Raw genomic sequence first — 14,896 nt, 5'->3', positions numbered from 1 at the left:
CGACATGACGTTCTAAGTACCCAAGACCATAAGTCCCTACGCATGAAGCAAGTTGTCACGTTCGGCGAAATCATGATGCGGCTCTCGCCGCCGCTGAATTACCGGTTCGCCCAAACTCAGAGCCTGGAAATCACCTACGGCGGCGGCGACGCCAATGTGGGCGCTTCGCTGGCGGGGTTGGGCGTGCCTGCTGCCCACGTCACTTGCTTTCCCGCCAACGACCTAGGCCATGCCGCGGCCCAGCAGTTCCGCGCCCTGAGTGTGAACATGGATGCCACCGTATTCCGGGGCGACCGGCTTGGGCTGTATTTCCTGGAAGTAGGAGCGGGGATGCGCCCCAGCAAGGTGGTATACGACCGTGCCAACTCTGCTTTCGCCAACCTCGACCCAACCGGCTTTAACTGGGATGAAATCCTGAAAAACGCTGGCTGGCTGCACTGGACGGGCATCACGCCCGCCATATCAGCCAGCACGGCCGAGGCCACGCGCCAGGCCATTGCCGCCGCGCGCCGCCTGGGCATCACCGTATCGGCCGATGTGAACTACCGCCGCAACCTGTGGCAGTACGGCCAAACGGCTCAAGCTGTGATGTCGGAGCTGGTGGAAGGCTGCGACGTAGTGGTGTGCTCCGAAAACGATGCCGACGATTTGTTCGGCATCCAGCCGCTGCTCGGCACCGACAACAAGTTCGTGTCGGTAGCTCAACAAGTGATGGCGCGCTTTCCGCAAATCAAGCAGGTCATCACCACACACCGCATCACCCACAGCGCCTCCCACAACGGCCTGAAAGGCCTGTGCTACGACGGCCGGCAGTTCCTCGAAACCGTCACCTACGACATCAACCCCATTGTGGACCGTATCGGCGGGGGCGACGCTTTCATGGCCGGCTTCATCTACGGTTCCTTGGCTTACAACAACCCGCAGCAGGCGCTTACCTTCGGCGTAGCGGCTTCGGCGCTCAAACACACCATTCACGGCGACATCAACCTCGTGACAGTGGCCGAAGTGGAAGAAATCATGAAAGGCAACACCAGCGGCCGTTTGCTGCGCTAAAGCTCAATTAGACATAATGGCTCAACTCACCGCCTCCGCCGATACGCTAGCCACCTTGCTGCGCTATCCCGTGGTACCCGTGTTCTACCACGCCGACGCGGCGTACGCCCAGCGCATGCTGCAGGCCTGCTACGCTGGCGGTATTCGGGTGTTTGAATTCACCAACCGCGGCGGCAACGCCCTCGAGGTATTCACGCAGCTCCAGGCCTACGCCCAGGAAAATTGCCCCGATATGGTGCTGGGCATCGGCACGCTGTTCACGGCCGAGCAGGCCGAGCAGTTCATCGCAGCCGGCGCGGCCTTTGTGGTGCAGCCCTGCGCCACGGCCGAAGTGGCCGAGGTGTGCCGCGCCCACAACATTCCGTGGCTGCCCGGCGCGCTCACACCCACCGAAATTTATCAGGCCAGCCAGATGGGGGCGGCCGTGGTCAAAATCTTCCCCGGCAACGTCGTCGGGCCTGATTATGTGAAAGCTCTGCGCGGCCCCATTCCCCACATCAAGCTCATGGTGACGGGCGGCGTGGAGCCCACCCGCGAGAGCGTCAGCGCCTGGTTTGGGGCTGGCGTGAGCGCCGTGGGCATGGGCTCGCAGCTCTTCAAAAACGCCGACGATACCGACGCGCTGTCCGCCAGCATTAGCGAGCTGATGCAGTTTGTCGAAACGTTGAAAAAATAGTTGCCAGCGGTGCGCGTGGCGCGCCTTTGGTTCTTTTCCGAGTATTGCCCTGGTTTCAAATTCCCGAACTCGATGAATCCTACTTCCGCTCAAGCGCCGCCCGATTCCCCGCTGGCTTCCGCCAATGCCGTGATGGGCAAATTCCGCTGGACCATCTGTGCCCTGGTGTTTTTTGCGACCACCATCAACTACCTCGACCGGGCCGTCATCTCGCTGCTCAAGCCGTACCTCGAAACAGAGTTTCACTGGAACGCGGGCGACTACGCCAACATCGAAATTGCCTTTAAGCTGGCCTACGCGGTGGGCATGGTGGGTGCCGGCCGCATCATCGACAAGCTGGGCACCAAAATTGGCTACGCTCTTTCCACTGCCCTGTGGAGCGTGGCCGCCATGGGCCATGCCCTGGTGAGCAGCACGTTCGGCTTTGGCATTGCGCGGGGATTTCTGGGCATCACGGAGGCCGGTAACTTTCCGGCCGCCATCAAAACCACGGCCGAGTGGTTTCCGCAGCGGGAGCGGGCACTGGCTACCGGCATCTTCAATTCGGGCTCGAACGTGGGCGCCATCGTGGCGCCGCTCACCGTGCCGCTCATTGCCGAGTCCATTGGCTGGAAGTGGGCCTTCCTCATCACGGGCGCGCTGGGCTTTATCTGGCTGGTGCTGTGGATGGTGTACTACGAAACGCCCGCCAAGCACGCCCGCTTGACAAAGGCCGAATTTGACTACATCAACGCCGACATTCCGGTGGGCCTGCCAGCCGAGGGCGTGACGGAAGAAAAACCTAAGGCTTCGTGGGCTAAGCTGCTTACCTTCAAACAAACCTGGGCCTTCGTCATTGGCAAGTTCCTGACGGACCCCATCTGGTGGTTCTACCTGTTCTGGTTGCCCGATTTTCTGGGCAAGCAATACAACCTCAAGGGCACGGCCATTGCCCTGCCGGTAGCGGCGGTGTACGTCCTGTCGAGCATCGGCAGCGTGGGCGGCGGCTACTTGCCGCTGGGCTTCATCCGGCGCGGCATGCCCGCGTTTCAGGCCCGCAAAACATCGATGCTCGTCATTGCCTTTTGTGTGTTCCCGATTGTGTTTGCGCAGTGGCTGGGGCACCTGAACATGTGGCTGGCGGTGCTGGTCATTGGCATTGCCGCGGCCGCGCACCAAGCCTGGAGTGCCAATATTTTCACCACCGTCTCGGACATGTTTCCGAAGCGGGCCGTGGGCTCGGTCACGGGCATTGGCGGCATGGCCGGCGGCCTGGGCGGCATTGCCCTCACGGCCCTGGTGCAGAAGCGCATGTTTGTGCACTACGAAAGCATTGGGCAAATCGACAAGGCCTACTACATCATGTTCTTCATCTGCGGCGCCGCTTACCTGGTGGCCTGGGCCCTGATGTTCACCCTGGTGCCGCGCATGGAGCCCATCACCCTCGACGACGAACCCACCCAACCCGCAGCCTAGCGCTAGCCTCTTGCGATGAAAAAACTGATAACGCTGGCGCTGCTGCTCGTGCTTGGCCTGGCCGCCGTGGCCCCATCCATGGGTACCCAGCCGGCCCACAACAAGAATGACAAAGCCGCCAAAGAAGTGGAAGCCCTGGAGCGGCTGCGCTTCGAAGCCCAGGTAAAAAAGGACTACGCCTTTCTGGAGAAAGCCTTCGCCGATGACCTGGTGTACACGCACTCCAACGGCAAGCAGAACAACAAAACGGAGTACCTCCAGAGCATCCGCGACGGCAAAAGTGTGTACGATAAAATAGATGTGGAAAACATCAATGTGCGTGCCTACAACGACGGCAAAACGGCGGTGGTCAATGGCCAAATCACTATTTACCAGCCCAACAAGCCCGACGGCTCGCCCAACGTCGCCCACCTCAAATACGTGGTGGTGCAGGTGAAGAACAAGCAGGGCTGGCAGGTGGTGCTCTGGCAATCGCAGAAACAGGCCAGCTAACTATGTAGCGTGGACTCTGCGAGTCCGCGCGTAATAAGAATGTTCCTACACGCGCGGACTCGCAGAGTCCACGCTACCTGTCCCACCCATGTCCCAGACCACTGAAAATACCCTGGCTACGCCGGTCGGCACCACGCTGGAGCGCTACATCATGCGCAAGCAGGCCGAATTTGCCTACGCCACCGGCGAGCTCGCAGCTGCTGCGCGACATTGCCTTGGCCGGTAAAATCGTGAACCGCGAGGTGAACCGCGCTGGACTGTCGCGCATCACGGGGGCCATGGGCGAGAAAAACGTGCAGGGCGAACATCAGCAGAAGCTCGACGTGGAAGCCAACATCCGCTTCGTGCGCGCCCTCACCAATGGGGGAGAGGCCTGTGCCGTGCTGTCGGAGGAAGACGAAGAAATTATCCAGACCGGCAACGTGAACGGCAAGTACGTGGTGGCCATCGACCCGCTCGACGGCTCCTCGAACATCGACGTGAACGTGAGCATCGGCACCATTTTCAGCATCTACCGCCGCGTGTCGCGCATCGGTGGGCCACTCGCAAGGAAGACTTCCTGCAAGGGGGCCGTGCGCAGATAGCAGCGGGCTACGTTTTGTATGGCTCCAGCACCATGCTGGTGTACACCACGGGCCACGGCGTGGCGGGCTTCACCTACGAAAACTCGCTGGGCGAATTCTTTCTTTCGCACCCCGACATTAAGATTCCGCGCCAAGGGCCGGTGTTTTCCTGCAACGAAGGCAACTGGTTTGATTACCCGGAGTTTGTGCGCACTTTCCTCACCACCTGCAAGGAGCGCCGCCTCACGGCCCGCTACGTGGGCTCGCTGGTGGCCGACTACCACCGCAACCTCTTCACGGGCGGCATCTACCTCTACCCGCCCACTGTGGACAAGCCCGGCGGCAAGCTGCGCCTACTCTACGAATGCTACCCGCTGGCCTATCTCATTGAGCAGGCCGGCGGTGTGGCTGTGACTGGGGCCGATTTGGTGCTCGACGTGCACCCGACTTCCGACCTGCACCAGCGTGCTCCGCTCTTCGTAGGCTCTGCGGATTTGGTGGAGGAGCCTGCGCTGTAAAGCGACGAAATAAGGCCTATTCCATGCGTGCCAAGGCCCTTCTGCTTGCTCTGGTGGTCCTTGCTACGGGCTATTCGGCGCGTGCGCAGCAGTCCAGCTCAACCGTGCTGGATTGGAAAGCCCCCGCCACGCTGAGCACCTACCTATTGCAGCAGATGCACGCGCAGTATGCCCCGCGTGCGGCCGAGCTGGACCGGGCAGCGCAGTCGGCAGCCGGTGCGGCAGCCTACCGCGATAGCGTACGGGCGCGCTTCCGGCGGGTGCTGGGGCCGCTGCCGGCGCGCACGCCGCTGCGGGCCAAGGTCACCGGCAAGCTCACGCGCGACCGGTACCGCATCGAGAAAATCATCTACGAAAGCACGCCGAACCATTACGTTACGGCCAACCTGTACGTGCCCGCGGGCAAAGGCAAGAAACCGGGTGTGCTGCTGTTTTGCGGGCACGAGCAGGAGTCCAAGGCCACTGTGTCGTACCAGAAAACGGCTATTCTTTTTGCGCAGCACGGCTTTGTGGTACTGGTCATTGACCCCATCTCGCAGGGCGAGCGCATGCAGCTCACTGACGCGGCCGGCAAGCCGCTGGCCCGGGGCGGCACCACCGAGCATACGTTGCTCAACGCCGGCGCGGCTTTGGTAGGCGAAACCGTGCCGGCCGAACAGTTCTGGGACAACGAGCGCGGCCTCGACTACCTGCTCACTCGCGCCGAAGTGGATACCGCCCGCTTGGGCTGCCTCGGCAACTCGGGCGGCGCTACCCAAACGGCCTACTTCATGGCCCTGGAGAAGCGGATGAAAGTAGCGGCGCTGTGCAGCTACGTGGCTAGCGGCGAGCGCAACCTGGAGCTGACCGGCCCCGCCGACGGTTGCGTGATGCTGCCCGGCGCCGGCCGCGCCCGGCTCGACCTGGCCGACTGGCCCATCATGTTTGCCCCCAGGCCCCTGCTGATGCTGGCCGGTCGCTACGATTTCGTGGATTACACCCAAATCGAAGCCGCCACGGCCGAAACTCGCCGCATCTACGCTGCCTTGGGTCAGCCCGAACAGCTCAGCTTATTCACTTATGACGACGGGCACGGCATATCCCAGCCCAAGCGCGAGGCGGCCGTGACGTGGTTCCGGCGGTGGTTCTATGGTGATGCCAGTCCCGTTCGGGAGGGCGCCTTGGCTACGCTGTCGGAGAAAGAGCTGCGCTGCACGACCTCCGGCCAGGTCAATACCGCTTTTCGCAACGAAGCTAATCTGGCCACCATTCATTTGGCCAAGGCGCAGAAGCTGGCACCGGCCCGGGCCGCCGCTACACCGGAAACAGTAGGGGCTCTGGTGCAGCGGGAGCTGAACATTTCCTTTAACGCCAATGGCCAGCCGTTGTCCATAGCGCTTCTCGACACCCTGCGCCGCGATGGCCTCCTGCTGCAAAAGCTGATTCTGCGCCGTGAAGGCGAGCCGCCGCTGCCGGCGCTGCTGGCCCTGCCATCTACCCGGCCCACCCGGTTACTTATCTGGCTGCCGGAAGCGGGCAAAGCCGCTGTTCTCGATAGCGCGACCCAGGTACAGGCCTACCTGCGCCAAGGCACGGCCGTGCTGCTGGCCGACCTGCGCGGCATGGGCGAAACCACAGACCCCGCGGCGTTCAACGACCCCAAATACTACAACCGCGAGTACCGCAACGCCATGCTGGCCCTGCACGAAGGCCGCCCACTGCTGGCCCAGCGCGTCGAAGACCTGAACTCCATCCAAACTTTTGTGCGCAACCATGCGCAACTTAATGGTCTGCCCTTGGAAATAAGAGCCAGCGGGCGGGCCGTAGGGCCGGCACTGCACGCCGCGGTGCTTTGGCCCGTATTCAGCCGCGTGGTGGTTGAGCAAGCGCCCCGCTCGTATCAGCAGCTTCTGGCGCAACCTACGGCCAAGGATGTCTATTCGGAAGTGCTGCCGGGCGTGCTGCGGCGCTACGATTTGCCGGATTTGCAACGGGCACTTGGTAGTAGGTTAGTGCTTCCACAGAGCCGATAGCGAATAATACTTGCTAACAGAGCAAGGGCATTCGGCAATCAGCTCAGTTCTCCAATTTGGAAATGCAGGGGTCTACCGGTCATGTTATGAAGTTCACAAAACTCATGTTCAAATACATTTTCAGTACTTTGATTTAGTGAACCAGTTTTCTGAACTCAATCTGGGCTGGGAGTTACTTCAGCAGCTCAATTACTGATTACTAGCCTACCATTCAGGAAAAGGAGAGTTTAGTTACTTACTATCTAAGCAGTCAAGGCCACAAGCGCCATCGGTTCGTACACCCACCTTGTTTCGATTTAAATCGGCTACCAACTCGTCCAAGGTGTCGTGCTGCCACCCGCTAAAGCTAGGAGCTAAAATGGCTCGCAAGGTCCCGCGTTCGTAGACCCGAACTTTAAGTTGGTGGATGCCTTTGCCGACCAGTTCTTTACGATAGGTGACTTCCAAGTCAGTATAAGACACCCGGAGTGCTTTCCTCCGTCCGCCGAAACGGAACGTGGACAGCACCATTGCCTGCGGCTGGACCAGTACCTGGTAGACCCGCCTTGGGATGAAAAACGCCAGCAAAGCCACGGCATAGATGCTAGCTATCAGCCAGCACAGCGCTTGAAATGAAAGGGAGAGTTGGGAGAGACAAATAAGGAGTAGCAGATTCAGGGCCGCAAACTCCAAGGCAATTTTGCGGTAGCTGATGGTGTACATCCGAACGAATAATATTGCTGGAAGTAGGAAGAATTAGGGTCAAAAGTAATTATGCATTTCCAACGATACTTCACTTACACGCAGTTAGATGTGTTCAGCCAACTGGTGGAATTTCTTAACGCGTCGTCACTGATTATGGAAATCGCGACAATGCGAGACGCATTCTACCACGGTCTTGCGTTTGTGCCCGGCTACTCTACCGCCCGCTCTCAGTCGGGCCCTCCAGCAGCTCGTTTTGCCACAGGAGCTGCTCCTCGCGAATGGGGTAGGGAGCCCCGTGGCGAATGGTTTGGAACACCGCTTCGAATAGGTTCATGTAGTCACCCGGTTCGGCCGGGTCAGGTCGGGTGGCGATGGTGCCATCGAGCCCAGCCAGGGTCAGGCGGCCTTCCTGGCCGGGCTGCTCGCGGCCATATTCGGGGGCTAGTGGCGACATGCCCTGGAGCAGCTGAGCTTCCTGGGGGTCGGTGCGGCCTTTTTGGTAGCTGCCGTGGGTGCCGTGTAGGATGAAGGCGGGGCCGGGGGCGGCCACCAGCAGGCTGGAGGTGAGCCACACGTTCAGGCCCTGCGGATAGCGCAGGTGCAGTGAGAAAAAGTCGTTGACCTGGCTGCCGGGGCGGTACTGGCCCAGGGTTTTGTGGAAGCCGAGCGGCTGGCCAAACAAATTGATGGCCTGGTCGATAAGGTGCGGGCCCAGGTCGTAGAGCAGGCCGCTGCCGGGCAGGGACTCTTCCTTGAATTTCTTGGAGTTGAGCTGGGGTTTGTAGCGGTCGAAGCGAAAGTGCGCTTCGATGAGCTGGCCCACTGCCCGCTTTCCACCACGCGGCGCACGGCGCCGAAGTCGCTGTCCCAGCGGCGGTTTTGGTACGCCAGCAGGTGGCGGCCTTCCTGCTTGGCCAGGGCCCACAGCGCCTGCATTTCGGCCACCGACGTAGCCACGGGTTTTTCCAGGAGCACGTGCTTGCCGGCGCGCAGGGCCTGTTGGGCCAACTCGGCGTGCGTGTTGCTGGGCGTGTTCACCACCACCAGGCTCAATGGTGGGGTCGGCCAGCACTTCGGCCACGCTGCGGTAGCTCCGGATGCTGGGGTAGTCGTGGCGCATGCGCTGCTCGGTGCGCTCGACCACGGCCTGCAGGGCAAACCCGGGATGGGCGGCAAGAAACGGCGCCTGGAAAAGCTTGCCCGACATGCCGTAGGCCAGCAGGGCGGTGCGAATGGGGGCAGTGGTCATGCTCCAAAGTAACGCCGTGGCGTTTCAACGGCCCAACGCCGCAGTCCCCGGGGTGCAATCGCAAAGGCAATTCCGCACCTGCAGGAGCGACTCCCGAAAAAATGGGATAATGCAAGAATAGTAAAAAGGACGTTGTTGAGAATATTATTGATAATCAATAGGTATCATTCCTTAAGTACTACAGTTGGTGGATTGCTTTATTGATTGTGCCTAACTTGTACCGGGTTTTTTAGCGCAGCATTGGGCACTATACTTGCTGCTAGGCGTTTGCGTTAAAATAAGCAGCCCGCCAACTCAGGCCCTTGTCTTTCGCTAACGTGCGGGGCAGGGCAGAAGCGACTCAGGAAATATTTACAAAAGCGGGGGCGGCCCGCGGTTTGCCGGGCAAGCCCATTACTACAGACGAGAACTAGCCGATATGAAGCATTTAGTTATCCTTTCTGCGTGGCTGAGCCTGATGCTGGGCGGCTATTCGTCGGCCCAGGCCCAGACGAAAAAGCCGGCTCCCAATGCCGCGCCGGCTGCCGCCGCGCCCGCCGCCCTGCCGCGCTACCAGGTGGGCAAGCTCTCCACCGAGCCAGCCCAGTACATGCTCGACGTGCAAAGCATGATGGCCAGCACCAACAATGCCAACGCCCGCGCCCTGGCGGCCCGCCTGAAGGAGCTGTGGGGCACCAACCGGCTCACTTCGTCGCAGCAGGCCCGCATCGTGGCGCTGTCGCAGACCATGCTGGCCAAGCGCTTCCGGCCCCGGCCGCACTTCGAGATGCTGTTTGGCGCCATTGTGGGCGGGGCCACCACGGCCAAGCTCAGCGACCAGCAGATGGACCAGTACCTCGACGTGCTGGGCCAAATGCTGGAAAAGGAGCAGCCCCGCGAGACCGAGAAATTCATGCTCAGCAGCTCGCGCTTCCTGAACGGCGGCTACCTCTACCGCACGGGCTACAACTCCCTGCGGGCCGTTGGCGGCACGGTGTCGTTTGACTATACGCCCATCGCTGCGCCCGTGTCCAACTTCGAGTTTGGCTCGCCCGCGCCGAAAGCCGAGCCGCAGCCCGCAGCCCAACCGGCCGCTAAAAAGCCTGCGGTAGCCAAGGCTCCGGCCAAGGCCGCACCGAAACCGGCCGCCAAAAAGAAGGCCAGCAGCAGCGGCTGGGATACGGCCGACTTGTGGTCGTCGCCCTCCGGGGGCGGCTGGGGCGATACCGACGACGGCTGGGGAGCCCCGGTGAAGAAAAAGCACCGGCCAAAAAGCCCGTCGCCAAGGCAGCTCCGGGCAGGGGCGCGGCGCCCGCCAAAACCGCGGAGCCGGTGGTGAAAGCTTCCGATTTTGAAACGCCCACGGCTTCGTTTGCGCCATCGGCGTTGCCTTATGAAGAGTACATGGCACCACCCGCCCGGGGCGGGGTCATCGTGGTGAAGGATGCCGACCTGCACCTGGCCACGGCCGGCGACTCGGTAGTGCTGAAGAAAGTGAGCGGCACGGCCGTGCCCAACTCCAACCGCTTCATTGCCACGGGCGGACAGCTCGGGTGGTCCATCAAAGGCAACCCGGTGACGGCCGACCTGGCGGGCTTCGACTTCGACTTTACCCGGCCGGAATTCACGGCTCAACCCGTAACGCTGACGTACCCGGCCCTGCTGGAAGCGCCCGTGAAAGGGGCCCTGAGCTACAAGAGCCAGCGGCGCAAGGCCGGCGCGCCCGACACCGGCTACCCGCGCTTCATTTCCTTACCAACGACGCCCGCATCAAGAACCTGGGCGAAAACCTGAAGTACCGGGGCGGCCTGTCGATGGCGGGAGGCAATGTGCTCAGCGCGGCCCTGGACGGCTCGCTGTCGAACCTCATCGTGAGCCTCGACGGCAAGCCCAAGTTTAAAGCCGCGTCGCGGGCCTACGTGCTGGGCGACTCCCTGATTACGGCCAGCCGCGCGGCCGTGACCATTTACCAGGGCGCAAAGGACTCCGTGACGCACCCCGGCACGCAGCTCAAGTACTCCAAAAGTAAGCAGCAGCTCAAGCTGGCTCGCGAAGACGGCCTGTATAAAAACACGCCCTACAGTGACTCGTACCACCAGATGGACATCCGCACCGAGGCCCTGACGTGGAACCTGCGCCAGCCCACCATCGATTTCGCGGTGCTCTCCTCGAAGAACCAGCAGTCGGCCAATTTCGAAAGCAAGGAGTTCTTCACCAACAGCCGCTACCAGCAGCTCAAGAGCATCAACCGCCTGCACCCGCTGCAAATGCTGGTGGGCTACAGCCAGAGCCACGGCAACGTGAAGACGGTCAACGTCAAGGAGCTGTCGACCAATCTGCAGACCTCGGAGCCCAACATGCGCAGCGCCATGTCGGGCCTGGCCCGTGACGGCTACGTGCAGTGGAACCCCCAGACCGGCGACGTCACCATCCTGCCCAAGGGCGCGCACTACGTGGCCGCCGCCCGCGATAGAAAGGACTACGACCACATTGCCATCAAGTCCTTGTCGGGCACGGGCCGCAACGCCACCCTCAACCTCAACACCAACGAGCCTGCTGGTGCGCGGCGTGGACCGCTTCAACTTCTCCGACGACTCGGCCGCGGTGTTTGTGCAGCCGGACAGCTCCATTATCCGCATCCAGAAAAACCGCGACATCAAGTTCAACGGCACGGTGGTGGCCTCGGCCATGCGCTTCAAGGGCCGTGAGTTCAAGTTCGACTACGACGGCTTCTACGTCGACATGGCCAAGATTGACTCCATTGTCATTCGCAGCGAAGCCCGCGATGCCAAAGGCAAACCCACCGGCAAGCGCGCCGACTTTGCTCTGACCAACAAGGGCAAGGTGTCGACGGGCCGCCTCTTCCTGAACGACCCCAAAAACAAGTCGGGCCGCAAGAAGAAAGGCCAGTACCCAGCCTTCGACTCGCAGAGCGGGGCCAACGTGTACTTCGGCCACCAGGGCGTGCTGGGCGGCGCCTACGATTCCACCATGGTGTTCGACATTCCGCCGTTTAAGCTCGACTCGCTCAACGGCATCGGTAAGTCGGCCTCGGGCTTCGATGGCACGTTCCGCAGCGGTGGCATCATCCCCGACATCAAAACCAAGCTCACCGTGCAGGAAGACGGCTCGCTGGGCTTCGTGTACGACGTGCCCAAGGACGGCTTCCCGCTCTACAAGGGCCGCGGCCGCGTGTTCAACAAGGTGAAGATGAACAGCAAAGGCCTGCAGGGCGACGGCAGCATCACGTACCAGACCGGCACGTTTACCTCGAACCAGTTCGTGTTCTACCGCGACTCGGTGGTGACGGTGGGCCGCTCGGGCATGATTACCGCCAAGAAAGAAGGCAATGTCGAAATCGCCAAGATGACGCTGCCGCCCAACTACCTCATGAACTGGAACGTGCGCCGCGACTCCATGTTCCTGAGCACGCCCCGCACCGGCGAGCCCATTCGCCTGTACAGCGCCGCCAACCAGAAAGCCAAAACCGTCACCTCGTACAACTTCAAGGGCACGGCCCTGCTCACGCCCCGGGGCACGGGCGGCACCGGCACCCTCGACGGCCCGCAGTCCTTCATCAAGTCGCCGGAATTTGTGTTCAAGACCGACAGCTACTCCGGCCGTAAGGCCACGCTCAACGTGAAATCGGGCGAGGTGAACAAGCCGGCCCTCACGGCCAACGACGTGGCATTTGACTACAACCTGAGCAAGGGCTACGCCGACTTCAAGCGCGAGGAAGGCAGCAAAGCCAGCATCGACCTGCCGTACTCCCGCTTCAAGACCACGCTGAGCGGCGGGCGCTGGGACTTCAAGAAAAAGCAGGTGAAGCTGCGCGTAGCGGCCAATGCCGACTCGACCAAATCCTACTTCTACAGTACCAACCCCGACCAGCAAGGGCTGAAGTTTAAGGCCGCGACCGGCGTCTACGACCTGGCCAAGTACCGCATGCAGGTGGGCGGCGTGCCCTACATCGCCGCCGCCGATGCCTGGATTATGCCGGACTCGGGCAAGGTCAACATCCTGGCCAACGGCCGCATTCAGAACTTCAAGAATGCGACCGTGGTGCTCGACTCGCTGGGCAAGTTCCACAAGCTCGAGAAAGGCACCATCGAAGTGGTGTCGCGGCTGGCCTTCACGGGCAATGCCCTGTATAGCTACAAAACGGCCCGCGATACCGTGGCCCTGCGCTTTTCCAACTTCGAGCCCGACCCGGCCGCTATTCTGGCGGGCAAAGGCCGTGGGGTGAAGCTGCTGCAGCGCGACAAGAAAGACGAGTTTGAGACCAACGCCAATGCCCCCGGCCCGCCCACCGTGGCCACGGCCATCGTGAACACCAAGTTTCAGCTCACGCCCCGCATCGGCTACCGCGGCAACGTGCAGCTGCACTCGCTGCGCCGCGGCTTTGTGTTCGACGGCCAGGTGCAGCTGCAGTTCGGCAAAAACCGCAACTCGGCGGCCTGGGTAGCGGTGAAAGACTCCATCGACCCGCGCAACTTTAGCCTCAACCTTAAGGACATTAAGTCGGAGAACGGCACGCCGCTCGTGACCGGCCTGTTCCTGTCGGACGAGACCAACAAGGTGTACCCGCTGTACGCCGCCACGGTGCCCAACGAGTCCGACGTGCCCCTGCTGAAAGTAGACGGCGACCTGCGCTACGACGACAAGAAGGGCGTGTACACCATCTCGCGCAACGACCCCAGCGACGTGAACGCCTACGAAGGCAGCCTGCTCACGTACACGGACGCGACCAGCGCGCTGGGCTTCCGCGGCCCGATGACCTTCATCAAATCGAACAAGAACTACGGCATGGTGGGCAGCGGCGTGGGCACGGCCAACCCCGACAGCGCCCGCTACGCGGTGGACGCGCTGCTGGGCATCGACATCAACATGCCGCAAAAAGCCATCGATGCGATGGGTGCCGAGCTGGCCAGGGTGACCAAAGGCTCGCCCGAAGCCCAGGACGGCTCCATCAACGAGCTGTACAAATTGGGCCAGTTCATCGGCAACAAAGGCGTGGAAGCCTACAACATGCGCAAAGGCGCTGCCGACCCGTATATGAAGCTTTCGCCCAAGCTGATGCACACCATCATGCTGAGCAAGGTGAACCTGCGCTGGAACGAGAAGCGCCGCGCCTGGTACTCGGTGGGCAAGATTGGGCTGGCCGGCGTGGGCAAGCAGGCCCTCAATGCCCTGATTGACGGGTACGTGGAAATCCGCCGCGAAAACTCCATCGATGTGGTGGAGCTGTACCTCGAGGCCGAACCCCAGACCTGGTACTACCTGAAGTATTCCAACAACCTGCTGCTGACCAAGTCGCCAAACGAAAACTTCGAGAACGAAATCAGGGCCAAGGCCAAGTACGACTACAACACGGCCACCAGCTACGGCGCCTTCGTGGGCGACTTCTCGGATGTGGACGCCTTCCGCTCGCACTTCCAGCGCGACTACCTGGGCAAGAGCGGCAAGCTGGCCGCCCGCCCGACGGGCCCGGCAGCGCCCACCGGCAACTTCGACGAGTTTGAGGGCAAGAAGAACAAGAAGAAAAAGAACAACGACGACGCCTTCGGCACCACTGACCCCGCCGCTAACCCTGGCGCGGCAGAACCGGCACCCGAATCAACCAAGAAGAAGAAAAAGGCCAAAGCCAACGACCCCTTCGGCGACGGCGTAATGGAAGACCCCAAAGCGACAACTGCACCCGAGCCGGAGCTGAAAAAGGTAAAAACCAAAACCAAGGAAGGCGACGCTCCCGCTACCGAAGCTGCTCCCGACCCCGCTCAGGACAAGAAAGAATCCGCCCGTCTCGCCAAAGAAGCTGAAAAGCAGAAAAAGGAAGAGGAAAAGCGCAAGAAAGAAGAAGAGAAGCGGAAAAAGAAGGGCACCGAAGACCCCTTCGGCGACAGCTAAACCCGTAACGTTTGGCCGCCCAGCAGGTCATGCTGAGCGCAGCGACGGAACCTCACCCCGGCCCCTCTCCAAAAGAGAGGGGAGCCTGACGTAAAGCATTCGCATTACGAAAGCCTCAGCTCAATTGAGCCGGGGCTTTCTTTTTAAGAATTGAGCTAAACCTTACGCCGCCGTGGCTCCCCTCTCCGCGGGCTTCGCGCATCAAGCGAACCGGGGCCGGGGGTGAGGTGTCCCCACGCGAGATGCTTCGACTTCGCTCAGCATGACGTACTGTTTTTTACGGCACCTTGGTTATGCCTTTAAGCGGA

General features: G+C 61.3%; 11 protein-coding genes and 2 pseudogenes. 10 read left to right on the top strand and 3 right to left on the bottom strand.

Features of this window, described 5'->3' with window-relative positions; genetic code table 11:
• Positions 1–42: 42 nt before the first annotated feature.
• The 6 genes and pseudogenes from ACFQT0_RS00655 (at position 43) to ACFQT0_RS00630 (ending at position 6,769) form a co-directional block, all read left to right on the top strand.
• Positions 43–1,053, top strand: coding sequence for a PfkB family carbohydrate kinase (locus tag ACFQT0_RS00655; RefSeq protein ID WP_380199522.1), 1,011 nt, complete (start codon positions 43–45; stop codon positions 1,051–1,053).
• A 16-nt stretch (positions 1,054–1,069) separates the two neighbouring features.
• A complete protein-coding gene (locus tag ACFQT0_RS00650; RefSeq protein WP_380199520.1) occupies positions 1,070–1,729 on the top strand; it encodes a bifunctional 4-hydroxy-2-oxoglutarate aldolase/2-dehydro-3-deoxy-phosphogluconate aldolase in 660 nt (219 codons plus the stop codon).
• A 72-nt stretch (positions 1,730–1,801) separates the two neighbouring features.
• A complete protein-coding gene (locus ACFQT0_RS00645; RefSeq protein WP_380199518.1) occupies positions 1,802–3,184 on the top strand; it encodes an MFS transporter in 1,383 nt (460 codons plus the stop codon).
• A 15-nt stretch (positions 3,185–3,199) separates the two neighbouring features.
• The gene (locus ACFQT0_RS00640) at positions 3,200–3,676 is read left to right on the top strand and encodes a nuclear transport factor 2 family protein (RefSeq protein WP_380199516.1); all 477 of its coding nucleotides are present in this window, start codon (positions 3,200–3,202) and stop codon (positions 3,674–3,676) included.
• Positions 3,677–3,764: 88 nt separating this feature from the next.
• A pseudogene (fbp, locus tag ACFQT0_RS00635) lies at positions 3,765–4,757 on the top strand (class 1 fructose-bisphosphatase).
• A gap of 53 nt (positions 4,758–4,810) precedes the next feature.
• A complete protein-coding gene (locus ACFQT0_RS00630; protein ID WP_380199514.1) occupies positions 4,811–6,769 on the top strand; it encodes an alpha/beta hydrolase family protein in 1,959 nt (652 codons plus the stop codon).
• Positions 6,770–7,000: 231 nt separating this feature from the next.
• Here the strand turns inward: ACFQT0_RS00630 and ACFQT0_RS00625 are convergent, their stop codons facing one another.
• The 3 genes and pseudogenes from ACFQT0_RS00625 to ACFQT0_RS00615 all read right to left on the bottom strand — a co-directional run.
• Positions 7,001–7,471: a hypothetical protein gene (locus ACFQT0_RS00625; protein WP_380199512.1), complete on the bottom strand. Its 471-nt coding sequence runs from the start codon at positions 7,469–7,471 to the stop codon at positions 7,001–7,003.
• Positions 7,472–7,667: 196 nt separating this feature from the next.
• Positions 7,668–8,276 (bottom strand): Gfo/Idh/MocA family protein, encoded by a 609-nt coding sequence (locus ACFQT0_RS00620; protein ID WP_380199510.1) that lies wholly within the window; start codon positions 8,274–8,276, stop codon positions 7,668–7,670.
• 128 nt (positions 8,277–8,404) lie between these two features.
• Positions 8,405–8,491, bottom strand: a pseudogene (locus ACFQT0_RS00615) (Gfo/Idh/MocA family oxidoreductase); the annotation flags it as partial.
• On the opposite strand from ACFQT0_RS00615, the gene ACFQT0_RS00610 reads away from it, so the two are divergent.
• From ACFQT0_RS00610 to ACFQT0_RS00595, 4 genes are all read left to right on the top strand, one after another.
• Positions 8,484–8,714 (top strand): hypothetical protein, encoded by a 231-nt coding sequence (locus ACFQT0_RS00610; protein WP_380199508.1) that lies wholly within the window; start codon positions 8,484–8,486, stop codon positions 8,712–8,714. The pseudogene ACFQT0_RS00615 and the gene ACFQT0_RS00610 sit on opposite strands and share 8 nt — an antisense overlap.
• Before the next feature lie 445 nt (positions 8,715–9,159).
• On the top strand, positions 9,160–10,020 hold the full coding sequence (locus ACFQT0_RS00605) for a hypothetical protein (protein ID WP_380199506.1): 861 nt from the start codon (positions 9,160–9,162) through the stop codon (positions 10,018–10,020).
• Positions 10,017–10,475 (top strand): hypothetical protein, encoded by a 459-nt coding sequence (locus tag ACFQT0_RS00600; protein ID WP_380199504.1) that lies wholly within the window; start codon positions 10,017–10,019, stop codon positions 10,473–10,475. Before ACFQT0_RS00605 ends, ACFQT0_RS00600 begins: the two co-directional genes overlap by 4 nt.
• 765 nt (positions 10,476–11,240) lie before the next feature.
• Positions 11,241–14,588, top strand: a complete 3,348-nt coding sequence (locus tag ACFQT0_RS00595) for a hypothetical protein (protein WP_380199502.1) — start codon at positions 11,241–11,243, stop codon at positions 14,586–14,588.
• Positions 14,589–14,896: the final 308 nt, after the last annotated feature.

It is taken from the genome of Hymenobacter humi (assembly GCF_042665855.1).
Classification (GTDB): Bacteria; Bacteroidota; Bacteroidia; order Cytophagales; family Hymenobacteraceae; genus Hymenobacter; species Hymenobacter humi.
This window is presented reverse-complemented; position numbering and strand designations above follow the sequence as displayed.